The sequence below is a fragment of the Acidimicrobiia bacterium genome (assembly GCA_009694375.1).
Classification (GTDB): domain Bacteria; phylum Actinomycetota; class Acidimicrobiia; order Acidimicrobiales; family VFJN01; genus VFJN01.
Genome location: SHVB01000012.1, coordinates 1 through 23,214, shown reverse-complemented (window position 1 = coordinate 23,214; position 23,214 = coordinate 1). Strand labels below are relative to the sequence as shown.

Sequence of the window (23,214 nt, the reverse complement as noted above, 5' to 3'; positions counted from 1 at the left end):
CATGCTGATCATCCTTCGTCACGGTCGCACCGAGGCCAACGCGTCGGGGCTTTTGCAGGGGCGCCGGATCGATCCGGGCCTCGATGCCCTAGGGCAGCGCCAGGCGGTGGCCCTGGCGGCGGCGCTTCCCGGCGTGGTCCGGGTGGTGGCGAGCCCCCTCCGACGGGCGCAGGAGACGGCGGCGGTCTTTGGCCTTCCGGTGGAGATCGATGAGCGCTGGATCGAGTTGGATTACGGCACGCTCGATGGCACCCCACTCGCCGAGGTTTCACCGGCCCTATGGGCCACCTGGCAGGCCGACATCAACTTTCGCCCCGGGGGAGGGGAGTCCCTGGCCCAACTGGGGGTGCGGGTGCGAGCGGCGGCGGAAGATCTCGCAGCGTCGGCGGCGGGCTCGGATGTGGTGGTGGTCACCCACGTATCGCCGATCAAGGCGGCCATGGCCTGGGCTCTGGGCGTGGGCGACGATGTGGCGTGGCGATCGTTCGTGGCTCCGGCCTCCATTACGAGGGTGGCCACCTCGCCCCGAGTGTCGCTCCAGGGGTTCAACGATACGGCCCATTTGGAAAGTCACTGATCAGCGCAGGGGCCCAGCCTTCGACGAAACGGACGGGAATGTACGATGATGGAGGATGCGTTGGAAAAGAGGTGACCTACGTCGACCCGAGCCCGATCTCCATTCAACCGGCAGTGGTGGGCATGTTGATTTGGAACGCGGCGTCCATGAGTTGCGCATGCTTCAACACTTTGGGATGACGCCGTCGTCGGACATTCTGGATGTGGGTTGTGGGATCGGAAGACTGGCCCATGAGTGCGCGTCGTACCTGGATGACGATGCCACTTATGCCGGTCTCGACATCGCGCCGGTTCCCATCGACTGGTTGAACACCCATTACGCGCCCCGGCTTCCCGGCTTCCGTTTCGATCTGCTGGATGTCCATAGCGAGCGATACCGTCCCGACGCCGGGGTGAGTCCGGAAACGGTGCGCCTTCCCTACGACGACGATTCCTTCGATGTGGCGTGCGCGTATGAGGTGTTTATGCACGTATCGCTTCAGGGGATCGCCAACTACCTGCATGAGATCGCTCGGGTGCTGCGTCCCGGCGGTCTGGCGGTGCTGACCTTGGTGGCGATCTACCCGGGTGAGCCGACGCTGGAAAACAGGTCCCGGCCCTACGTGGAGATTTCTCCGGGGGTGCACACGATCTTCCCCAGGAGGAAGAACATGTCGATGGCCTATGACGTCGGGGTCTTCCGCTCGATGCTGGCTGACGCTGGTCTCAATGAAGTGGAACTCATCCAGGGGAACATGCACATCCCGATTGCTGAGCGACCCGGACAGGGGCTTGGCGCGGGTCCGATTCCGGAGCTATTCCATGCCTGTGACCTGTTTGCCGTGCGCACATCCCCCTGAGGCCCGCCCGCCCGGGGGTTGGTCCCTCCGGGGTCAAAGTTGGGTCAAAAGGCCCTAGCGCCAGGGGAATTGAACGAGGAAGATAAGCGCACGTCGCTTCTGCTTCTCCGTCGCTCTCCTCATAAGCGAGGGAGAAGCAGAGCGGCCTTCACCCGGCCTGACCGCTGCACCCGAAAGGGCATCGGCATGGACCAGTCCAGCGTCGGCGTGCTTGACGCCATGGTGGGGGTGGGTGCTCTCCTCGGCGGGTTCGTAGCGCTGGTGCTGGCCACACGGGGCCGGCTGGCCGTTGACTTCGGCGTCGGCGTAGTGCTGTGGTCGGCGCCTCTGCTGCTCATCGTGGTGTGGCCCCGGCTGGGCCCAGTGCTCGTCGTCATGGCGATCCTGGGACTGGGCAACTCGCTCGTCGACATCAACGCCTACACGATCATGCAACGCCTGGTATCGGACGAGGTGATGGGCCGAGTCTTCGGCGCGCTCGAGAGCGCCCTCATCGCCGGGATGGCTCTGGGATCGCTGGCGATGCCGCTGCTGATCAACACCATCGGGCTACGCCCCGGATTGCTCGTCCTCGGGGCCTCCGTGAGCAGTGTGGCGATCGCCTCGTTCGGAGCGCTACGGCGCATCGATCGCGTCGCCCTCGCCCCCGATGGCCTCGAGCTCATCCGTTCGGTGGCGCTGTTCGCGCCGCTGCCCGAGCGGGGGATCGAGCGGTTGGCGCGGTGCTCCGAGGTGGTGACGATTGCGGCGGGTCAGGAGGTGTTCCACGCCGGCGACAGCGGCGATCGGTTCTACGTGATCGCCTCGGGTGAAGCGGAGGTGGTGATCACCGAGGAGCGCAGCGCACTCCTCGGGCACGGAGGGAGCTTCGGCGAGATTGCCCTTCTGCGTGACGTTCCCCGCCAGGCCACGGTACGGGCCACCTCCGAGCTTGTCTTGCGGGCCATCGATCGCCGCGTGTTCCTTCAGGTGGTGACCGGACACGGCGAGACCGAGGCGCAGGCCGACCGGATGATCGCTCGCCTGCTGCTGGGTGACATCTAGAGGGGTCGCCTCGGAAGGCGCGGTTGCCAGGTGGCCACCCCGCCAGCTTCCGCGGCGACGCTGGAGCGACTGGCCACTCGTACGCCCGCGACTGAGACGTCCGCTACCGACGAGCAGATGAGAGGGAGGACGAACCAGGCTACCGACCAGCCGAGCACGAGATCACGAGCAATCCACCGCGGTTCTCATGAGCCGAGGCACGCCTCCGGGCGTGCGTTGCTGCCGGAGTGCCCCTGGCGTGAGCGTCCCCGATCGCAGGACCAAGCGCCACGGAGGCTTTGAGCCGCTGGGGAATGTCAGCCAGAGGTGAATGCGCACGTCCTTCGTCCGCGCGGGCGGGAATCGATGAGCAGCGCCATGCCCGACGAGCCCGACTTCACCAACCGGGTCCAAGAACGCGTTCACGTCTGCACGTGTCCAGGTGCTCACGTCACTCGCCTTGGAGGGCCTGCGCGGTGCCGGTCCGGCGTGTGCCGCGGGCGGCGACGAGCGCGATGAGGTTGCAGCCGAGGAAGGTGCCACCGACGATGAGGACCAGGGCGACTCCTGGGACCACGGCCTGATCGATGACGGCCGTGGAGGAAGCGACTGCAGACCAGGCGTTGGTCCCGAGGATGATCCCGACAGTGACTCCCAGGAGCGTGCCCACGATGGCGATGAACGTGGCCTGCCAGAGGAGCATGGTCCGGATGTCCTGGGGCCGAAACCCGAGCGTCGCGAGCACCGCGAGATCGCGCCGGCGAGCGTTGATGGATACCCACAGGCCGTGCCCGACCGCGAGCAGCCCGACTGAGGCGGCGAAGGCGGCGAGCAGGAAGGGCAGCATCCCGACCTGTTCGAGGTTGCGGACCCTGGCGACCCGAAACGGTGTGATGAGCTCACCGCTCCGGCTGTAGTCGCCGAGCACGGCTGGGCTCGTTCCAGGGGCAAGGTCGATCAGGGCTGCTGCGCCGTACTCAGGTGCACCGATCTGCTCGGCGGTGGCCCGAGTGATCGACATTGCAGAACCGATGTCGGCATTGTTCCCGAGCTCTGGGAAGGTGGCTGAGCCGACGATCACGAGGTCTGCTTCCCGAGCGGACCGGACACGCTGACGGTGTCTCCGAGGGAGAGGTCTCCTCCGCGCAGGAGGTCCGCGCCCAGCGCGATCTCATCGTCGGCCAGTGGAGGGCGACCGGATCGCATCGTCGGATGCAGACGTCCGCCGTCGGGATCGAACGCATAGGCCTCGAACGCGTGGCCGTCGATCTCGATCTCGACCACCGCAACCCACGCAACCTCGCCGACCGCATCGTCCTCCATCAGCGGCGCAAGTGATCGTCGGAAGGAGTCGAGGTCAGCATCGCCGCTGTCGATGACGGCGTCGAAGCTCCAGCCCTGCAACGAGGCAGTGTCGAGCAGGTGCGCCAGCGAGGCCCCGAAGGTGGCGATCGCCACCACCCCCGCAACGCTGATCACGCAGGCCACCAAGGCGGATCGCGAGGCCACCCCACCGCGACTGCTGAACGGAACGAGCGCCGCGTCACCGCCGAGGCGGACGCGGGGCGGCAGCGACCGGAGCAGCCGCCGTGTGCGCACGGCTCGGTGTTCTCGGTCGGCCTTGTCGCGATGCCACCACGCCAAGGCGACACACGCCCCGCCAACGGCGAGCGCCCAGAGCGCGACCGCGCCCGCAACGACGATGGCATCGAGATGAAGGCCCCTGATGGGATCGGCGGCGCGAGCAAAGCCTGTGGGGATGAGCGGGGAGGCCAGGAACGCCAACCCGGCGGCAACCAGGCCGCTGACGGCGACGACCGGCAGGGCAAGGACCCCACCCAGCGTGATCCGCTGGCGCGGCCGAACACCGATCGCCACGAGGACCGGCAGGTCGATCAACGCTCGATCGATGAGGCGGCTGAGGGCCTGCACCACGGCGGCCAACGTGGCGAGACCGGCGACGGCGGCGAGGAGGCCGAGCCCGATCGTCTGCACCGCGAGGGTCCGCTCCGTGCTGGTGGCCTCCTCGTCGCCGGAGGCCTGTGCAACCACGTTGCGACCCAGCGCCGTGCTCGCCGCGCGAAGGAAGGCCAGCAGTTCCTCGTCGCCCCCGTCGAGGCGGACGAGCACCGACGGCTGGGGACCTAGCTCTAGCTGCTCTTCACGCGCATCGAGGAAGGCCTTGCTGAGCAGCATCGAGGGGTTCCCGGAGTTGGCACCCACATCGAAGATGCCCCGCACCACACCGACGACCGTCGCCTCACCGATCGGGCTCGACTCCTCGAAGCCGGAGACAAGCTCGACCCGCTGGCCGGCCCGCAGGCCGGCTGCCTCGGCGAGGGCCTCGTTGACGACGACCTCGTCGCTGGCTCCTGGATCTGCGAGTCGACCGCTGAGGACGAGGGGCCGATACACCCGAGCCAGGATGTCGGGGTCGAGACCGACGAACGCCCCGCCGTCCACCCCTGGTCTCAACGAGCTAGGCGTGACCGGCGTGTAGGTGAACCGAGCTACGCCGGTCACCTCCGGGATCGCCCCCAGCGTCCGCACGTCTCCGTCATCGAGCTCGGTCCCGTCGAGCAACACATCGGGAGCGAGCGTTGCCTGCCTCAACCGGGTGTACGCGGTGTCGGCCCGCCGAGCGCCGTTCGCGGCCGTCATCGCCAGCCCCAGACCGAGCCCTCCGAGGATCGCCACGACGAGCAGCGCCAAGCCCTGGCGACGCAGCATCGAGCGCGAGAGCGCCCAGGTCGCGCTCACGACTGATCCAGCGAGGTCACCGGATCATCTCAACACAACAGGGGTGCACTCTTGGAGGGTGCTAGCACCCGTCCCCCGAGAAGGCCTCCACCACCTCGGCGACAACTAGGCCAGAAGGTCCGCCTGGTCCCATGCCTCACGACCCGGGTGAGTGTCGAGCGGGCTGTCTTCCTGATCCTCGCTGCCCTTCTCTGAAGGTGCCAGCATCCCTGCCGTCAGTGCGCCCCAGATCGGAGAGACTTGGGCGGACGCCGGTTGGTGATCGGCCTGGGAGGCCGGTACCAGGCCCGCCACCGCCCATTGGGTCGTCGCTCGATGCTGGCCATCCGGCCTCCCGCTCGATGCGCGCCACGCCAGCGGGGAACACGGTCCGCCGATTCTCCGACCAGGGGAAACAGCCCAGACAGGGATCTACCGATATCTACGGTCTTCGACTGCTCTTGTGTCCAAACTGTGTCCACTCTCGGTCAGGCGACAGAGCGGCGGGGCCATCCGCCGACCGCACCTATGCAGGATTCGGCATACTCGGCAGAGTGGGACGGCCCGACGACACCGTGGACCACGGCGGCGTGGTGCTCGTGTCGCCCGTGGGCGAGGTCGACGCACGCATCGCGACGAAGCTCTCCGTGCTCGAGACCGCGTTCCTCGCGCAGCGCCGAGCGCTCATCCCCACGGCGCCTAGCTCCTAGGACTGCAGCACGTCCCGCAGCGCCAGGAACTGCTCCAGGTTGAGCCAGTAGATCGCCGACTTGATGTCGCCGACGGCCTTGGCCTCCTCGATCGTGCGCCCGTCGTAGAACGAGAACACCCCGTCGATCCCTGGGTAGCGCAGGATCGCCTCGTTGGTCTCGAGGCCACCCGTGAACCACGAGTTCTCGCCGAGCAACAGGGGCTTGCCGGTCAGGTTGAACGAGTCGAGCATCGCACGGTCCGCGGCGATCGACGCCGCATCCCCGTCCTTCCCGCTCGGGTACATGTGCACGGTGATGAAGTCGAGGTTGCTCGCGAGGTTCTTCGCCGCGAACGGACCGTCGCTGATCGGCAGCTGCCCGACCGTGATGAGGTGGTGCCGGTCGTAGGTGCGGATGGCCCCACTGAGGTGCGACACCCAGTCGCGCACCACGCCGACCTGCGAGGCTTCGGGCACGCCCTTGGCGATCACCTGGACGAAGTTGTAGCCACCGAAGAGCCCGCCGTACCAAGGGGGGTTCGGGTCGGCCGAGATGACCGGCTCGGAGGTGAGCTCGTACGACATGATCGCCGGCGAGCTGGCACCGACGCGCGCGAGCTCGCGCCAGAACAACATCTGCACCTCCCACCGCGCCTGGTTGGACATCGCGTCGTACCAGGCGGGCGCGCTGCCCGGTAGCCAGACGAGGTTGCCGGTCACGTCGAGCTTGAGCCCGAACTCCTGCGCGAGCGCGAGGAGGTTGGTGTACGCCGTGAGCGTCGCCGGTCGGATGGAGACCTTGCCGGCGGCGTCGCGCTGCACGAAGTGGAAGAGCTCGAGGTGCAGGCGCGCGGCGTTGAAGCCCATCGCCCGAACCTCCGTGAAGTCCTGGCGGATCGCCTCGAGGCCCTTGGACGGAGTCTCCAGGTACGTGCTCGTCCCGTTCACGCCGAACGCTTCGTGGTTGCCGCCGTAGGGATGGAACGGCACGCCGTTGAGCGTGAAGCTCGAGCCCTGCATGCCGACGAAATCCGCCGGCGTCGGGAGCGTGGTGAAGGTGGTGACGTTGGAACACGACCACGCCGTGACACCGTCGTACTGGCCGCACACGCGGTATTGGTAGGTGGAGTTGGCCGCGAGGCCGGCCGCGCGCGCCTCGAACTCGTACTTCGTCGGCGTCGCGCCGCACGACGTGGACATGGCGGGGAAGTTGATCGACCCCGCGACGGTGCCGCTCCCGGCCTCGAGCGTCGCCAAGCTCGTGGAGTACTCGAAGCGTCCCACGCCGCCGGGATGGCAGGCGGGATAGCCCTTCGCCATGAGTCGCGCCGACGTCGAGCCGACCTCGCGCGGCGGCAGCGTGTCGGCGTAACAGCCCGTGAGCAGCAGCGCGCAGGCAGCGAGCGGCGCAAAGTCCGCTGGGACGTCGGTCCAGATGGAGTCGACACCAGTCCCTGGTGCGTACCAGAACAGGTCTGAGGTTCCGTTACCGTTGAAATCGCCGGCGAAGGGCCGGTAGGTGGTTCCGAGGACACTCCCTGGCTTCGATGAGAAGTTGCCGGCGCTGGTCGCGGTCCAGAGGTAGTCAGTCGGAAGGCCGGGTGCGTGCAGCATGATGTCGTCGCGTGCGTCGCCGTTGTAATCACCGACGACTGGCCGGTAGGCGCCGTTGATCGATCTGGGGTAGCTCGAATGGGCGCCGCCAGCCGAATAGGTCCAGAGGTAGTCGGCCCCGGTACCGGGCGCGTACCAGAGGACGTCGTCGTACCCGTTGCCGGTGAAGTCACCGACGACCGGCGTGTACGTCCCGTTGATCGAGGTCGATCGGCTGGTGTGCGAGCCGCCAGGGCCATAGGTCCAGAGGTAGTCGCCGCCGGTCCCCGGCGCATACCAAAGGATGTCGTCGAAGGCATCGCCGTTGAAGTTGCCAGCCACCGGCACGTACCTGCCGCTGATGCCGGTGGCGCGACTCACGTGGGTGCCTCCCGCGCCGTAGGTCCAGAGGAAGTCCGCCGCGGTCCCCGGCGCGTACCAAAGGATGTCGTCGAAGGCATCTCCGTTGAAGTCACCGACGACGGGGAAGTACGTCCCGATGATGGACGTTCCGCGGGTCGTGTGCGTGCCGCCGGGCCCGTAGAACCAGGTCGAGTCAGCAATGGTTCCTGGCGCGTACCAGGTGATGTCGTCAACGCCGTTCCCGTCGAAGTCCCCAACGATTGGGATGTAATTGCCGTTGACCGTCGGGTGGAGAACCGCTGCATAGGCAGATGGCGCACCGCTCAGCGTCGCAGCCCCAATGACCACAGCACCAACGACCCAACGCCAACCAAACGTTCCCGTCCCATCCCGCGGCGCGCGACGACTTCTCAAGAACCTTCCCATGCCAGCGACATTCTAGCCCACGCGCCGACCGGGGCCGCACCCCATGCCGACAACAGCGGAACGCTACATCAACGCTGGCCGAGGCCGCCGCCGTAGGCAGGACCCAGGGAAACGCGTGCCAGGGCCGAACACAACTGCGGGAGCGAGACGCGACACGTCTCCCCGCGCGGACCCAAGTGGCACCATGTGTGCGACGAGGAGTTCAGCGGACCAGCTCAACCAAGCCAAGCTCGACGGTGCGGCAGGTCGCGTGCCGGCAGTCCTCCGGGTTCACCAGGTCGCCCACCTCGACCTACGCCACCGTGCAGGGTGGCTGGTGCTCTGGGAGCGATCGACGAGCTGGTGCGCGCCCAGGACAACCGCGACGACTGGACGATACGACGCTGACCTTGGCCATCCGCGAGGCGGGTCGGAGAACGACGTGAGCCTGCACGGCAACCATCCGTCGAGCGTGTACTCCAGCATCACCCCGAGGTGGTGGTAGCGCTCGGCCTTGGTCTCAGGCTGTTCGGCTGCAAGTTGCCCGGCGGGGCGCCGTGGGGCGAACGGGCCAGACGCGGAGACGGCAGGGCGAGCTGGGGATCACACGACGGTGGGTGGGGCGACCCCGGAGTCGGCAGCCGTCGGCGGCGGGATCAGCCGGTGTAGCTGGGCACCGCTGCGGCTGGAACGGCCGCCGGAGGCGCGGTGGGCACGGTGGTGGGCGGTGGCGGTGGCGGTGGCGGTGGCGGTGGCGGTGGCGGTGGGGGCTCTGCATCCGTGACCCCGACGTTGAAGCTGGCAGCGAAGGCGTTCTCGGCGTTGAGGATGGCCGGATCGATCGTGGAGGCGACGCTGACGCCGAGGGCCGCCCAGAAGCATCGGTTGGGGTCCGGTACCACGGAGGTCACGAGGTTGGCGGCCGACAGAGTGAGCACCTCTGAGACGGGATCGAACGCCCCGGTCATGTGGGCAGGCATCGAGTAGTTGCAGGGCGCGACGCTGACCGGGCCGCTGCCGAATGCATCGAGGGTGAGAAAAGCAATCACGAGCTCCGCGTCGAAGGTGGCCTCGTTGGTGACGAGGTCCACGACTCCAGTGCCGTCCACGGGCTGCTGGAGCTGCAGCCCGACCGTGGCCGGCACGGGTTTCTCGCCGAAGGACGTGGTGACCGGGAAGATGAACTTGCCCACCAGATCGCCCGTGTCCGGGTCCCACGTCCCCTGGAAGACCGTGTCTGTCAGATTGCTCGTGGCGGTCGGGGTCGTAAAGGTGCCGGTGACCGGCGCCGACACCGGTCCGGGGACAGCCTCCGCCGGTAGGACCATGCCGCCGACGGCCGTGCCGACCACGAGTAGGGCAACGGCGAGCCGGAGGTTCAGCCGTCGGGGGAGATGTCGAGAACGCACAAGAACCTCCAGGTTCGCACGAGAGGAGACGTCGCCGCCCCGTCCTGCCACGTCGTGTCCGCCGTCATGGCTAGACGCGTCTCGCTCCGTGTGCAAACCACGAGCTCGGCCACCGCTTTGGCCTGATCGAGCCGCCCGGCGGGGATGCGGTCGACGCGGCGAGCCCGTCGGCGCGTTCGCGCGCTTCTCGGGCCACGGCGCACGGACCCCGGCCGACCCCTTCGATCCGATCAGTGGGCCGCACCGATCACGAGGGACCCGGCCGAACGATCGGCGTGCCTAGCCGGAAGTGAGGCCGTCAGGTTGAGTTCGCCGCGCAGCACCGGCCGCGCGGCGGGCACGGGCGCGTGTCGACGCCCCGAGATCATCCAAGTCCGACCCGCGCTGTCCCCGTGCGGCAAGCGGTCGGAATGCCAAAGACCGCGGCATCGGTTCGTACCGTCCCCATGCCGAAGGTCGTCAGCCTGGCGCTCGCGGCCCACCTCGAGGTACACCCGGCGGGGGAACACGGCCTGATCTTCACTGGCCCGGACGGGACAGCGATCAGGCGGACCACGTTCTCGGACGTGTGGCGTCAAGCCGTCTCAGACTCGGGGATGCCAGCCGGCACCAGGTTCCACGCTCTCGGCCACTTCTACGCCAGTCTCCTGATCCGCCACGGGGAGTCCGTGAAGGTCGTACAGGCCCGCCTAGGGCACGCCAGCGCCGCCGAGACGTTGGACACCTACGCGCACCTCTGGCCCGACTCAGAGGACACCACACGCGCCGCGATCGACGCGGTACTCGGATCGTCGCGTGTCCAAACTGTGTCCACTCCGGGTGGTGCCGGGACATAATCCCTGTTCAGCGGGTTGGTGACGGTGAGTCGGCTTGTAGGCGGGGTTCTGTCCCTCGGCTTGCGCCTCAGGGGTGGCCATCCATCTGTGCGGTCTACCTGGGGAGATCGGCCGGACCGGCCCTCCCACGTTTGACCTTGCTCCGGGTGGGGGTTGCCTAGCCGCCGGGGTCGCCCCCGACGCTGGTGCGCTCTTACCGCACCGTTTCACCCTTGCCTGTGCCCGGTTACCCGGGCCATCGGCGGTCTGCTTTCTGTTGCCCTGAACCAACAGGTCACCCCGTCCTGGCTCGCACCAGCACCCTGTCCTTCGGAGCCCCGACCTTCCTCGACGTGGTCAAGCCACGCCGCGGCCACCAGGCCGACTCACCGTCGGGGCCAGTCTCTCGCGGTTGGTCCTCCACCGCCAACAATGCGACACCGGGGCGGCGGCGCGCTCAGCCGGAGAGCACTGCGCCCTGGATGGACGCGACAGGATTCTCACCGGGGAAGAAGGCCCGATCATCCGGGAACACGGCGGGCGCCGGCAGGCTCTGGCCGGCCACGATGAGCACGGCGGCGTGGCGAGCCTCGATCCCCCCGATGGTCATGATGGTGGAGCGGTAGGGCATCGAAGACAGGGCCCCTCCGGCGTAGACGTAGGTCTGGGCCGCCGCCAACTCCAGCTCCAGCGCAATCTTTACGAGAGCGGCTTCGGTGGTGGCGGCGTTGAGGGCAGGCTCCACCAGGGCTTTGAAGATGGCCTCGTTGGCGTCGCTCACCGGCTTGCCACCCACCGCTTTCACCACTTTGTTCACGGCATCGAAGTGGGCCTGGTGATGGCTCTGGAACAATTTGGCCGTGTCGACGATCGCCGGGGTGGTCAACAGGCCACTGTCGAGAGCCGATTGGTACGTGTCGATCGCTAGTTTTTCGATTGACGCCGCCGTGCGGGCGAGAGCGATATCGAGATTGTCGGCCAGTTCGGTCGTGGTGGTTTCCGCGGCGCTGCCCCCACCGGCTCCGCTATCGCTGTCGCTACCGCAGGCAGCCAACACGGCCGCGCCCATAATGGCGCTGGCGCCGAAGGCAAAGAACTGGCGCCGCCCCGGAGCGGGTACCCCGAGGACGGCGGCTTTTTCGTCGGTCGACAGGTTGCTGCCACCGCTCAGGATGCGGGCGAGGGCGTCGTACCACTTCGGCATAACCGCCTGGTTGTCGGCGTCGATCGCCTGCAGCGTTCGACGCATCTCGTCACGGTTCAGATCCATCTGATCGTTCTTCCTTTCCATCGGGGGTGCGTCGGTGCTCAGGAGAGCAGGATCGGGTCGAATCCGGCCAACGGGTCGGTGCCGTCTCCCAGGTTGGCGGTCTCGAAGGCCCCGGTGGGGAACAGCATGTCGGCCGTGCCCCCCAGGGCCAGTGAGATCACCGTGGCATGTTGTGTTTCGATCGGCAGGATCGTGGACGTACGGGCCGCGTAGGAAGGATCGGTGAGCAGGGCCAGAGCACCCACATAGGTGTAGGCCACCTGGTTCTCGATCACCCGGCCAAAACCGAGGATCTGGGTTGTCAACGCGTCGCCGGGTTGGCCGGCGGCGATCAACGAGAGACTCGGGGCGATGCCCTTCATCAGTTTGGGGTTGGCCTCGGGCTGGGCGTCGTCGCCCGCCAGAGCGGCGAAGGCATCGGCGTGGTCCTGATGATGGCGGGCGAACAAGGTGGCTACCTCGAGCACCGCGCCGGAGAGTTTTGGCGCCACGGCGGTGTAGACCGCCACTGCCGCCAGTTCGATGCCCTGGGCGTACCCCGCAATGGTGGTGTCGGTGAGGCCTTCTTGGGCGGCCGCCATCCCGCTGCCAAGGTAGGACAGCGTGGTAACGCCACCGCCCCCCACCAGCAGGGTGCCGCTCAGCCCCGCTAGCCCCGCCTTCTTGAGGAAGGACCGCCGCGCTCCGAGATGCAACTCGGCCGCCTCGGGGGCGAAGTTCCGCATGGCTTCGTGGTGCATGTCGTCGACATCGTGGGCGAGATGACGGAGTTCGTGGTCGCTGATCGGCACGGCGCTGCCTCCTGGGGCTTGGGTGGGATGGGAATAAGAGACGGTGGGCATGGCGGTATGGGGCATCTCGACGGTGACAGTTTCGCGGTGGTGAGCACAAGCCGTGGCCGTCGGTGAGGGTTCAGGGGCGCGCGAGCCGGGGGCAGCATCCAGGGTGGTGGTGGGCCACATCTTGCGAGCAGGGAACACGGTGTCAGAACTCCAGGCCGGAGAGTTCAGGAATCCAGCCCGCCGCCCGTTCGCAGGCGGCGCGCCAGCGGTCACGATCGGTGGGGGCCCCCGGGGCGATGACCTGCTTGGGCGACCACGTGGACGCGATGTCGTCCCAACCTCCCCAGGTACCCACGGCCAACCCGGCGAGGAACGCCGCCCCCAGGGTGGTGGCCTCCCTCACGGGGGAGACCTCCACGGGGCGCTGGGCGGCGTCGGCCAACGCCTGGAGGAACGTGGGATTTTCCGTCATCCCACCGTCAACGCGCAACGACGGGATCGTCACGCCGCTGTCCTGCTCGGCGGCTTCCACCAGATCGGCGCCGCGCTGAGCGACGCCTTCCAGCACCGCCCGCACGATCTCTGGCCGACCGCTACCGCGCGTGAGTCCCAAGAGCGCGCCGCGAGCACCGTAATCCCAGCGCGGCGTGCCCAGCCCGAGCAGAGCGGGAACGTAGACCACGCCGTCGCTGGTCTCGCAGGCACTGGCCACCGTGTGGCTGTCGGCCGCAGTGGTGATGATCCCGAGGTCGTCTCGCAACCACTCCACGTTGGTCCCGGCCGAGAGCATCATCGCTTCCACCCCCCAGGTGGTGATGCCGTCTTTGCGCCAGGTCACGATTGGGAAGCAGCCGTGGTGTCCCTGCCGGTCGAACCGAGGTCGTTCCTCACCGAGATGAACGTCGAGCATGCCGCCGGTACCAAAGGTGATCTTGGCGAGACCGCGCCGCACCCCGCCTTGGCCGATGAGGCTGGCTTGTTGGTCGCCGATCAGGCTGGCGATGGGTGGAGCCCCCGCCAAAGTCGTTGCTCGGCCGAGCACGCCGGCGCTATCCACCACGGTGGCCATCGCGGCCGAAGGGATGCGCAAGGTCTCGAGCACCGTTTGGTCCCATCCCGTGGCGTCACGCCGGAGCAGGCCGGTAACGGCCGCGTTAGAGGCATCGGTGACGTGCACCGCCCCCTCGGAGAGGTGCCAGGCCAACCAGGTATCCACTGTCCCGACGCAGAGGTCGCGGGTGCGTTCAGGATCGGCCTCGTCGAGGAGCCAGGCCGCTTTGGTGGCCGAGGCGTTCGGCGGTACCCGGATGCCGTTGGCTTGCAACGTGAGGCAGGTGCCCACGGTACGCAGGTCTTGCCAGCCCACCCCCGGCCCCACGGGCGCGCCGGTGGCGCGGTCCCATACGATAGTGGAGGCGCGCTGGTTGGCAATGCCCACAGCATCCACCGGGCCCGCTTCGGCCAGCACCGCCCGGGCCAGTTCCACGGCGGCGGCCGCCATGGCGCTGGCGTCGAACTCCACCAGGCCCGGAGCCGGGGAGTAGGGGAGCAACGGGCGATGAACTTCAGCGGCGATGGTGGCGTCGGGGCGCACCACGGCTGCCCTGAGGCCGCTGGTGCCCACATCGATCACGAGGATGCTCATGGCGGCGTTCTCCCGGGCCTGTGCGTCAGTAGCCGGAGGGGCCGAACGGAGACGGGAGTCCGAGCTTGCCCGGGTTGAGAATGCCCCGGGGATCCAGCGCCGCTTTGGTGGCCGCCAGCACCGCGAAGGCCGGCCCCAGGGCCTGGGCCACGAAGCGGCTGCGATTGAGGCCCACGCCGTGGTGGTGCGAGAGGGCCCCGCCGCCGTCGAGGACCGCCTGCGTGCCGGCGTCCCAGGCGGCTCGGTAGTAGCGGTCGCGGTCGTGCGGTTCGACCTTGGCGGCGAAGGTGAAATACAAACAGCCGCCATCGGGGTAGCTGTGCGACTGATGTGCCGACGCCGATACGGTGCCCTCCACGCCGGTCAGCGCCGCGATGACGGCGGCGTAGATGCCCGGGAGATCGCGCCAGCGGCCGACCACCTCCATCGTGTCGAGCACATAGCCACGGGTGATGAGTGCCTCCAGCGCGGCCACGTCATTGCGGTGCTCGAGCCAATGGGCCACATGCTCCACGTTGTCCGCTCGCCCCCCTTCACATCCGTGCTCGACAACACCCATGGTGCTGTCCACCAGGGCGGTGTCGCCTTCGTCGAGCACGAGCAACAACGCCCGGTCGCCCGTCGTGTAGGTGCGGTCAGCTTCGGCGGGGTCGTAGAGGCGCAGCACAGCCGGATGGGCGCCCCGCTGAATGATCTGGCGCATGGCGCCGAGTCCCTCATCGAAACTGGCGAAGCTGTAGGCGGCCCGACGCTCCGCCACAGGGGCAGGATGGAGGCGGAGACGGGCGCCGGTGATGATGCCCAAGGTGCCCTCCGAGCCCACAAACATCTGGTTGAGATCCGGGCCAACCGCCGCCCGGGGTGCCCCACCGGTAGAGATACGGCTCCCGTCAGCCAGCGTCACGTCCAGACCCAATACCATGTCCTCGATTTTTCCGTACCGCCCCGAAAGTTGGCCGGCCGAGCGGCACGCCAGCCACCCACCCACCGTGGACAGTGCCACCGATTGCGGCCAGTGGCCGAGGGTGAGGCCGTAATCAGAACGCAGGGTGTGCTCGAGGTGATCCCCGAACGTGCCGGGCAAGACATCAAGCACGAGCGAGGTTTCGTCTACCTCCACGATGCCGGTGATCCCGCATAGATCGAGCACCACGCCACCGTGCACCGGCACCGACGCGCCGCACACACCACTGCGCCCGGCGGCCGCGGTAACGGGAATACGGGCCTCGTTGCACAGCGCCAGGATGGCCGCCACCTGGTCAGCGTGGTGGGGTTGCACCACGGCGGCGGCCCGGGCGGCCACCTGGCCGTCGAGCGCCCAGATCATGGCCTGGGGCCACCAGTCGCGGCTGGCCTCGCCCACCACATCACCATCGATGGTGGTGGGGGCAATGGCGGCGAGTTGGTCCACGATCTCGGTCGGGACGGGGACGAAGGCACCATCGAGGTGGGCGGCGGCGGCCCCGGCTCCGTCGCGCAAGGCAATGGGAGCCGTCGGCGCGCCCGGTCCGGGCTCGGGGAGGGGATACGGCTCGCTCACGGGAGACTGACCTCGATAAGGGGAAGCCCCGGGGCGGTTCGTTCGGCGACGACGAGGGCCACATAGGTTGCGGCCTGGGCCTCGACCTCGGCGGCGGACCACCCGAGTTCGGGGGCCATGAGGGCGGCGACGGCACCGGCCACGGCGGCGGTTTCATCGCGCGCCTGGAGGCGGGCACGCGTGCGCCGGGAGAGCACGTCGTCCACCGTGGTGGCCATTTCGTGGCGGATGGCGTAGATGGCTTCGGCCCTCACGTACGGCAGGCCGGGTACGAGTGGTTCGCCGAGGGAAGGGTCTTCGTCGATGAGGGCCTGCAGCGAGGGGGCCTCGGAGCCGAACCGTTCGGCTAGGTGGCGATGGCGGCCCGTGATCTTGGCGTTCGGCACCATGGCGCCGCGCAGTTTCAGCTTGGCGGTGCGGCTGTGGCGGGTGCCCCGAGGGAGGCCCGTTTCATGTTTCAGGAGGGCGTCGACGGTGTCTTCGGCCATCTCTCGATAGGTGGTGAGTTTGCCGCCGGTGATGGTGACGACGCCTTGGGCCGAGACCGACACCTTGTGGCGGCGGGAGAGGTCGGCGGTGCGGCTACTGGCGGCCGCCTTCACCAATGGGCGCAGCCCGGCCCAGGTGCCCACGACATCGACGGTGGTGATCGGTTCGGTTACGGCGGCATTGATGGCCCTGAGTAGGTAGGCCACGTCGTCGGGGGTGCATTGCGGTTCGTCGAGGGTGCCCTCGTAATCGGTGTCGGTGGTTCCGATGTAGGTGAGATGGAACCCGCCGTCGTCCTTCGGCAGCCAGGGCACGACAAACACGCTGCGCTTGTCCTTGGGCACCGGTATCACCACCGCGATGTCGTTGCGCACTTTGCTCCAGGGCACGGTGATGTGAATGCCCTTGGCCGGTCGGATGCTGTCGGGGTGGTCGCCTTCATCCAGAGCACGCACATCGTCGCTCCAGACGCCCGCTGCGTTCACCACGGCCCGCGCCCGGACGGTGATGCGGGTGCCGTCGGCTTCCACGATGGCCCCGCTCGCCCGACCGTCGGTGTGCAGAATCTCCACGACGTTGGTGTGGTTGGCGATCACCGCGCCGTGGTCAAGGGCGGCGGTGCGGGCCAGGGCCAGGGTGAGACGGGCGTCATCGGCGGCGGCGTCGTAGTAGAGATAGGCGCCGGCGAGCCGATCCACCGGCAGGGTGGGCATGTGCTTCACCGCCGCCGCTTTTCTCAAGCGCCGGTGGAGTTTTCCGATGCGCGCACCACCGGTCAGGTCGTACATCCACATGGCGCTCCCGAGTGCTCGGGCCACCTTCGGGTTGATCAGGCCGTCCTTCGAGAAGATCGGGATGAGGAACGGGAGCATGCGCACAAGGTGAGGCGCGTTATGACGGAGTCGTTGCCGCTCGCGTAGGGCCTCGTACACGAGGCGGATGTCGCCGTTCTGCAAATAACGCAGGCCCCCGTGGACAAGTTTCGAACTTTTTGACGACGTTCCGCTGGCGAAGTCGTCGCGTTCAACCAGCGCCGTGCGCAGGCCCCGCGAGGCGGCATCCAGGGCCACCCCGGCGCCGGTGATCCCGCCGCCGATCACGAGCACATCGAAGGTGGTGTCGGCCAAGTTCCTCAGGTTGGCGGAGCGGTCAAAGGTGCCGGAGGACATCAGCCGCAGCCACAGGCGCCTCCGCAGCACCCCCCGCTAGCCATGGTCGGGGAGGCGGATGCTCCGGCAGCACCGGTGGAGGCGAATACCGACAGGAGGCGTTTGGTGCTGCGGTGGCCGAGGGGACACTGAGCAGGTAAGTCGGCCTCGGCCATAGGGCGCGAGAGCTCAAAGGTTCTCTCGCAGGGCCAGCACCGGTACTCGTAGATTGCCATCGACGGTGACGCTACCCGGGGCGGGCTCGTCGCCGCATCTCCCGTTCGGTGGTGCGGGAGCGAAGCGGACCGTGGCGACCAACAAATACCTAACAACAATTGTCGATTAGCAAGATCTGCCGATAGGGTGCTGCTCATGAAGTCCGTGGAGGCACTGACCGAGGAGTTTCGGGCCAACGGGCGCAAGGTCACGCCCCAGCGCCAGTCGATCTTCCGGGCGCTGTCGGTATCGAGTGCCCACCCCAACGCCGAGGCGGTCTACGCCGCGGTGAGCGTCGAGATGCCCACCATCTCCCTGCGCACCGTTTACCAAACGCTCAACGACCTTGCCTTGATGGGCGAGTTGAGCACGCTCGACATTGGAACCGGATCCACCCGGTTCGATCCGAATCTTCAGCCTCACCATCATCTGGTGTGCAACGCCTGCGGCCGCATCGAGGACCTCCACGCCTGCTTCCCCGGTGTTTCACTCCCGGCGGAGGGCGCTGACGGGTTCGAGGTCACCGCCACTGAGATCGTGTTCCGTGGTCATTGCCGCGACTGCGGAACCTCGTCTAATTCCAACCCACAACCCAACCCAGGAGACACCCTTGCCTGAACTCAAGGGCACTAAAACCGAAGAGAACCTCAAAGAAGCTTTTGCGCGCGAGAGCCAAGCCAATCGCCGTTACCTCTACTTCGCCCAGAAGGCCGACATTGAGGGGTACCCCGATACCGCTGCGCTGTTCCGATCTGTCGCCGAAGGCGAGACCGGCCATGCGTTCGGGCACTTCGACTTCCTCGCCGAGGTGGGAGATCCCGCCACCGGTGAGCCAGTCGGCGCCACCGAAGACAACCTTCGCTCGGCGATCGCCAGCGAAATCTACGAGTACACCGAGATGTACCCGGGATTCGCCAAGACCGCCCGCGATGAGGGCTTCTCGGAGATCGCCGAATGGCTGGAGACACTGGCCCGGGCTGAGAAGAGCCACGCCGGTCGATTCTCCCGTGGGTTGGAGGACGTCTCCTGAGACGTTGATCTGGGTGGGGAGGTGCGGATCGCATCTCCCCACCCAGGATTTGATCATGACCACCACCTACGACCCATTTCACCCAAAGTATTTCGACGAGATCGACCTGCGAGCCGAGATGACGAGGGTCTACGACCTCTGTCACGGCTGCCGCCTCTGTTTCAAGTACTGCTCGGCCTTCCCCACCCTTTTCGAAGCCATCGACCAGCACGATGACCAAGACTCCGCCCGCCTGACCCACGGTGAGCAAGACCAGGTGGTGGACGAGTGCTTCAACTGCAAACTCTGTTATGTGAATTGCCCGTACATCCCCGGCCAACACGAGTGGGAGCTGGATTTCCCCCGCCTCATGCTTCGAGCGGAGCAAGTGATCTTCAAGGGGACCAAGCCCACCATCACCGAGCGGGCTCACCACCAGGCCCTCGGTCGTACCGACCTCGCTGGCATTGGCGGTTCGGCGTTGGCGCCGCTCAGCAACTGGGCGTTGGGCACGCCGGGATCTGCGGCTCGGCAGGTCATTGAGAAAGTTGCCGGCATCGCCTCGCAGCGCCTCCTGCCGCCGTTTACCCGGGTGCGGTTCTCCACCTGGTGGAAGCGCCGGTCGGCCCTGCGTTTCCGTGATAAGCAAGGCAGCGCCATCCTTTTTCCCACCTGCATGGTGGAATATCAGGCTCCGGAGGTTGGCCGAGATCTGGTGCGGGTGCTGGAGCGCAATGGCGTTGAGTGCTCAGTGCCGGAAGGGCAGATTTGTTGTGGCGCTCCGTGGTTGCATTCGGGCGACGTTGGAAGTTTTCGCCGCCACGGACGCAAGAACGTGGCCTTGTTGGCCGGGGCCATTCGTGACGCGCTGGCCCGCGGGGAGGAACCCGCCGTGGTGGTGCCGCAGCCCACCTGCAGTTATGTGCTGAAGAACGATTACACGGACTACCTCGGGAGCGACGATGCCAAACTGGTGGCCTCCCACACCTACGACGCTGCCGAATATCTCATGTGGATCCACAAGGCCGAGGGAACCCGTCTCGATACCGACTTCACCGGCTCGGTACCCGAGACGGTCACTTACCACGCCCCCTGTCACCTTCGGGCCCAGAACATCGGTCTGAAATCACGGGATCTGATGAGACTCACCGGCACAAAGGTCACCGTGGTGGCGGAATGTTCCGGGATCGACGGGACCTGGGGCTATCGAGCGCAAAACTATGACCGCGCCCGCCAGGTGGCCAAGAAAATGGCGGTCGCCATCACCAAAGCCGACGGGGCGGTCGTGGCGGGCGACTGCCATCTCGCCAACGGCGGCATCCTCCAAGAAACCGGGCGCCAGCCCGTGCACCCCATCTCATTCGTTGCCCGTGCCTACGGAATCCCCAAGGAGTAGCCCCCCCCATGACCATCAAACTCGTTCTGTCCGATATCGCCGACCAACGTGCCTACGAGCGCGAGCGTCAGGAATTTCGGTCCCAGATCATCGAGCTAAAAAAGCGGCGCCGGGTTCATGTTGGACCGGTGCTTACCCTCGTGTTCGAAAATCGCGACACCATTCGCTTTCAGATCCAAGAGATGGCGCGCGTCGAGAAACTCACCACTGATACTGCGATTCAGGCCGAGTTGGACACCTACAACCCACTGGTGCCCTCCAACGGTGAACTCTGCGCCACTGTTTTCATCGAACTGACGAGCGAGGAGGAGTGGCGGGAGTGGCTGCCGAATCTCGTGGGAATCGAGGGGTGCTTGCTGTTGCAACTAGGGGCGGGTGATAACGCTCCCCGTCGGCGGGCCATCGCCGACGAAGGGCATGCCGAACAACTCACTCGCGACGAGATCACCGCCTCGGTCCATTACGTGCGCTGGGAACTCACCCCCGCCGAGGTGGACTTGGTGGCGAGCGGGCCCGTGTCGCTGGTGGTGGATCACTCCGCCTACCAGCACAGCCACATCCTGGATGTGGCTACGGTGGGCGAGTTGTTGATCGATCTTCAGGGGTAAGGAGCGCCGCAGGCCGGGCCCCGTTTTGCTTCCGCAGGGGTCCGGCGCGGATACTTCGACCTGTCCCTGCCCCTTGACCTAAAGAGCAGCCCCCCGGAACCATGGAACTCACTTGGCGTCGACACTCGGCCTGCTCCGGTTTGGATCCGGCTATCTTCTATCCCGCCCCGGATGAGGAGGCCACCGTCGCCAAGTTGGTGTGCACCGAATGCTCAGTCCGGGAGATCTGTTTGGAATTTGCGTTGCACGGCCGGGAAAAAGAGGGTGTGTGGGGCGGTGCCACGGAGAAGGAACGGCGCCGCATGCTCCGGCAACGTCGCCGGGCCTCGTAACTTCCGCCCGCTATCTTTACGGCATGAACACCTCAGAACCCGCCGGTCCGGGACGACTAACGCCGGCGTTGCAATCGCTACTCGGCGGCGACTCACTCAGTCGTGTCGAGGCGCACGCCGCCATGACCGCGATCCTGGCGGGGGATGCCACTTCCGCGCAGATCGCTGCGCTGATCGTCGCCTTGAGGATGAAAGGCGAGACCGTCGACGAGTTGGTCGGGATGGTGGAAGCGATGCTGGCCGCCTCCACCAGGGTGGAGATCGACACCGAGGGCGCCGTGATCGACGTGGTGGGCACCGGCGGGGATCTGTCGCACACCATCAACGTCTCCACCCTGTCGGCACTCGTAGCGGCGGGCGGGGGGGCCAAGGTTTGTAAACACGGGAATCGGGCGGCCTCTTCGGCGTGTGGCGCCGCCGACCTACTCGATGCACTCGGGGTCGCCATCGACCTCGGTCCGGCGGGGGTAGCGGCGTGTGTGGCCGAGGCAGGAATGGGCTTCTGTTTTGCTCCTCGCTATCACCCCGCCATGCGTCACGCCGGCCCGACCCGACGCGAGTTGGGGGTCCCCACCGCGTTCAACATTCTCGGTCCGCTCTCGAACCCCGGGCGAGTGCGTCGGTATCTCATCGGAGTGGCCGACGTGACCATGGCGGAGCGGATGGCCGGCGTACTGCGGGCCAACGGGGCGGAACGGGCGCTCATCGTCCACGGCGGCGACGGGCTCGATGAACTCACCACCACCGGTCCATCGTCGGTGGTCGAGTTACGCGACGGGGCCGTCCACACTTGGTCGGTTGATCCCACAGAACTAGGACTGGCCCCGGCCAAGCGCGAGGAATTGGTGGGCGGCGATGCCACCCTCAACGCCGCGCTGGCGCGCCGGGTGCTGGCGGGGGAGTCCGGTCCGCACCGCGACATTATTCTGCTCAACGCGGGGGCCGCCTTGATGACGGCGGGCCTGGCCTCGGAGTTGGGACAGGGGATCGATCTCGCTCGCCACTCCATCGACTCTGGAGCCGCCGCCGGCACCCTCGCCGCCCTGGTGGAGGTATCTCAGCGTGAGCGCGCCGCCGAGGGCTGAAGGCGGAGTGTTCGACAGTGCGGATAATACTCGTTATTGTGGGCCAATATGGATACAGCGACACAACTCCTGCCCCACACCGGTAGCACCGATCTGATCCGCCAAAAGCTGATCGACGCGGCGGCCGAGGTATTCGCCGAGAAGGGCTACGAGGGTGCCGGGGTAGCCGAGATCTCCCGTCGAGCCGGGTACACCACCGGGGCGATCTACGGTCGTTTCACCGGAAAAGCCGAGTTGCTCCTCGCCGCCATTGAGGCCAGGTCCGACAGTGAGTTGGACCGGTTGTTCAACGAGCATCGCTTCGACGGCGCAGTCACCGACATCCTCACCACCGTGGGCTCGCACTTGGTCACCGACGACGACCCCGAGAGCGCCCTGCTGTTGGAAGCCTTGGTGGCCTCTCGGCGCGACCCTGAGGTGCGGCTGCTGATGCAAGGCCTGTTCGATCTCCGGAGCGATGGCTTGGCCGCCCTCGTGAGCGAAGCCAAAGCCACCGGCGCTATCGACGTTGGCTTGGACACCGAGGCGGTGGTGCGGTTCTGCCACGCCCTGGGCCTGGGTTTCTTGCTGTTCCGGGCCGTCGAACTCGACCTCCCCGCGGCCGGGCCATGGGAGGACCTCATCGCACGCCTCGTGGCCGCTCTTGCGCCCGCCGCCACCTCCGACCGCCACCTCCGACCACCAACTCCGACCACCAATCCAAAGGGAAGTGCATGACCACCAACGAAGAGATGCTCGGACGGGCCGAGGTAAACGATCTAGAGGCAATCCTCTCGATTACTAACGAGGACAAACATGAGGTCATTCATGCGGTGAAGGACAACGCCGATGCGATCTTCACCTGGAACTACGAGAAGGGTCAACGTCCAGCCCTCAACAAGCTCTACGAGAAGGCCAAGAACTCGCAGTGGAACGGCGAGACCGACCTGCCCTGGCACCTCGAGGTGGACATCGAGCAGGTGGCGGCCAACGCCCCCCTAGATCTCGCCTCCGACCCCGTCTTCGTGGCCGCCACCGCTCCATCTGGCCCGCTTCATCATTGGGGTGAGAAGGAATGGAGCGAGTTCAAGATCGAGTCGCAGAACTGGACCATCAGCCAGTTCATGCACGGTGAGCAGGGTGCGTTGGTGTGCACGGCCAAGATCGTGGAGACGGTGCCGTGGATCGACGCCAAGTACTACGCCTCTACCCAGGTGATGGACGAAGCCCGCCACGTTGAGGTGTTCGCCAAGTACCTCGAC

21 protein-coding genes, 1 other RNA gene and 1 pseudogene are annotated in these 23,214 nt (G+C 66.9%); 12 read left to right on the top strand and 11 right to left on the bottom strand.

Annotated elements, in window-relative coordinates; genetic code table 11:
* Nucleotide 1: 1 nt before the first annotated feature.
* The 3 genes from EXQ71_08540 to EXQ71_08530 all read left to right on the top strand — a co-directional run bounded on the left by EXQ71_08540 (nucleotide 2) and on the right by EXQ71_08530 (nucleotide 2,459).
* A complete protein-coding gene (locus EXQ71_08540; GenBank protein ID MSO87553.1) occupies nucleotides 2-577 on the top strand; it encodes a histidine phosphatase family protein in 576 nt (191 codons plus the stop codon).
* 55 nt (nucleotides 578-632) lie between these two features.
* The gene (locus EXQ71_08535) at nucleotides 633-1,415 is read left to right on the top strand and encodes a class I SAM-dependent methyltransferase (GenBank protein MSO87552.1); all 783 of its coding nucleotides are present in this window, start codon (nucleotides 633-635) and stop codon (nucleotides 1,413-1,415) included.
* A gap of 186 nt (nucleotides 1,416-1,601) precedes the next feature.
* Complete coding sequence (locus tag EXQ71_08530; protein MSO87551.1) at nucleotides 1,602-2,459, top strand: MFS transporter; 858 nt, start codon at nucleotides 1,602-1,604, stop codon at nucleotides 2,457-2,459.
* A 430-nt stretch (nucleotides 2,460-2,889) separates the two neighbouring features.
* On the opposite strand, the gene EXQ71_08525 is transcribed toward EXQ71_08530, so the two are convergent.
* The 4 genes and pseudogenes from EXQ71_08525 to EXQ71_08510 all read right to left on the bottom strand — a co-directional run bounded on the left by EXQ71_08525 (nucleotide 2,890) and on the right by EXQ71_08510 (nucleotide 9,005).
* A complete protein-coding gene (locus tag EXQ71_08525) occupies nucleotides 2,890-3,459 on the bottom strand; it encodes an ABC transporter permease (GenBank protein MSO87550.1) in 570 nt (189 codons plus the stop codon).
* A 56-nt stretch (nucleotides 3,460-3,515) separates the two neighbouring features.
* Nucleotides 3,516-5,198 (bottom strand): hypothetical protein, encoded by a 1,683-nt coding sequence (locus EXQ71_08520; protein MSO87549.1) that lies wholly within the window; start codon nucleotides 5,196-5,198, stop codon nucleotides 3,516-3,518.
* 685 nt (nucleotides 5,199-5,883) lie between these two features.
* A complete protein-coding gene (locus EXQ71_08515) occupies nucleotides 5,884-8,250 on the bottom strand; it encodes a hypothetical protein (GenBank protein MSO87548.1) in 2,367 nt (788 codons plus the stop codon).
* 635 nt (nucleotides 8,251-8,885) lie between these two features.
* A pseudogene (locus tag EXQ71_08510) lies at nucleotides 8,886-9,005 on the bottom strand (energy transducer TonB).
* Nucleotides 9,006-10,048: 1,043 nt separating this feature from the next.
* Between EXQ71_08510 and EXQ71_08505 the strand changes: the two are divergent.
* Nucleotides 10,049-10,474 carry a hypothetical protein gene (locus EXQ71_08505; GenBank protein ID MSO87547.1) on the top strand — a complete coding sequence of 142 codons (426 nt, stop codon included), beginning with the start codon at nucleotides 10,049-10,051 and terminating at the stop codon, nucleotides 10,472-10,474.
* A 21-nt stretch (nucleotides 10,475-10,495) separates the two neighbouring features.
* Here EXQ71_08505 and rnpB read toward each other — a convergent pair.
* From rnpB to EXQ71_08470, 7 genes are all read right to left on the bottom strand, one after another.
* Nucleotides 10,496-10,842, bottom strand: an RNA gene (gene rnpB / locus EXQ71_08500) — RNase P RNA component class A.
* Nucleotides 10,843-10,910: 68 nt separating this feature from the next.
* Entirely contained in the window at nucleotides 10,911-11,744 is an 834-nt protein-coding gene (locus EXQ71_08495) for a hypothetical protein (protein MSO87546.1), read from the bottom strand.
* A 17-nt stretch (nucleotides 11,745-11,761) separates the two neighbouring features.
* The gene (locus EXQ71_08490) at nucleotides 11,762-12,703 is read right to left on the bottom strand and encodes a hypothetical protein (protein ID MSO87545.1); all 942 of its coding nucleotides are present in this window, start codon (nucleotides 12,701-12,703) and stop codon (nucleotides 11,762-11,764) included.
* Between the two features lie 4 nt (nucleotides 12,704-12,707).
* Nucleotides 12,708-14,150 (bottom strand): glycerol kinase, encoded by a 1,443-nt coding sequence (locus EXQ71_08485; GenBank protein MSO87544.1) that lies wholly within the window; start codon nucleotides 14,148-14,150, stop codon nucleotides 12,708-12,710.
* A gap of 25 nt (nucleotides 14,151-14,175) precedes the next feature.
* Nucleotides 14,176-15,690 carry an FAD-binding oxidoreductase gene (locus tag EXQ71_08480; GenBank protein MSO87543.1) on the bottom strand — a complete coding sequence of 505 codons (1,515 nt, stop codon included), beginning with the start codon at nucleotides 15,688-15,690 and terminating at the stop codon, nucleotides 14,176-14,178.
* A complete protein-coding gene (locus EXQ71_08475; protein MSO87542.1) occupies nucleotides 15,687-17,348 on the bottom strand; it encodes a glycerol-3-phosphate dehydrogenase/oxidase in 1,662 nt (553 codons plus the stop codon). Before EXQ71_08475 ends, EXQ71_08480 begins: the two co-directional genes overlap by 4 nt.
* The gene (locus tag EXQ71_08470) at nucleotides 17,348-17,563 is read right to left on the bottom strand and encodes a zinc ribbon domain-containing protein (GenBank protein MSO87541.1); all 216 of its coding nucleotides are present in this window, start codon (nucleotides 17,561-17,563) and stop codon (nucleotides 17,348-17,350) included. The genes EXQ71_08475 and EXQ71_08470 overlap by 1 nt, the downstream gene beginning before the upstream one ends.
* Nucleotides 17,564-17,699: 136 nt before the next feature.
* Between EXQ71_08470 and EXQ71_08465 the strand changes: the two genes are divergently transcribed.
* From EXQ71_08465 to EXQ71_08430, 8 genes are all read left to right on the top strand, one after another.
* Nucleotides 17,700-18,161 (top strand): transcriptional repressor, encoded by a 462-nt coding sequence (locus EXQ71_08465; GenBank protein ID MSO87540.1) that lies wholly within the window; start codon nucleotides 17,700-17,702, stop codon nucleotides 18,159-18,161.
* Complete coding sequence (locus EXQ71_08460; protein ID MSO87539.1) at nucleotides 18,154-18,573, top strand: rubrerythrin; 420 nt, start codon at nucleotides 18,154-18,156, stop codon at nucleotides 18,571-18,573. Before EXQ71_08465 ends, EXQ71_08460 begins: the two co-directional genes overlap by 8 nt.
* Nucleotides 18,473-19,948, top strand: coding sequence for a ferredoxin (locus tag EXQ71_08455; protein MSO87538.1), 1,476 nt, complete (start codon nucleotides 18,473-18,475; stop codon nucleotides 19,946-19,948). Before EXQ71_08460 ends, EXQ71_08455 begins: the two co-directional genes overlap by 101 nt.
* Before the next feature lie 8 nt (nucleotides 19,949-19,956).
* Nucleotides 19,957-20,556, top strand: a complete 600-nt coding sequence (locus EXQ71_08450; protein MSO87537.1) for a DUF3501 family protein — start codon at nucleotides 19,957-19,959, stop codon at nucleotides 20,554-20,556.
* 101 nt (nucleotides 20,557-20,657) lie between these two features.
* Nucleotides 20,658-20,888, top strand: a complete 231-nt coding sequence (locus EXQ71_08445; GenBank protein ID MSO87536.1) for a WhiB family transcriptional regulator — start codon at nucleotides 20,658-20,660, stop codon at nucleotides 20,886-20,888.
* Nucleotides 20,889-20,911: 23 nt separating this feature from the next.
* A complete protein-coding gene (trpD, locus tag EXQ71_08440) occupies nucleotides 20,912-21,973 on the top strand; it encodes an anthranilate phosphoribosyltransferase (protein MSO87535.1) in 1,062 nt (353 codons plus the stop codon).
* A gap of 48 nt (nucleotides 21,974-22,021) precedes the next feature.
* Entirely contained in the window at nucleotides 22,022-22,690 is a 669-nt protein-coding gene (locus EXQ71_08435; GenBank protein MSO87534.1) for a TetR/AcrR family transcriptional regulator, read from the top strand.
* A partial coding sequence (locus tag EXQ71_08430; protein MSO87533.1) for a ferritin-like domain-containing protein occupies nucleotides 22,687-23,214 on the top strand: 528 nt, incomplete at its 3' end. The genes EXQ71_08435 and EXQ71_08430, both read left to right, overlap by 4 nt.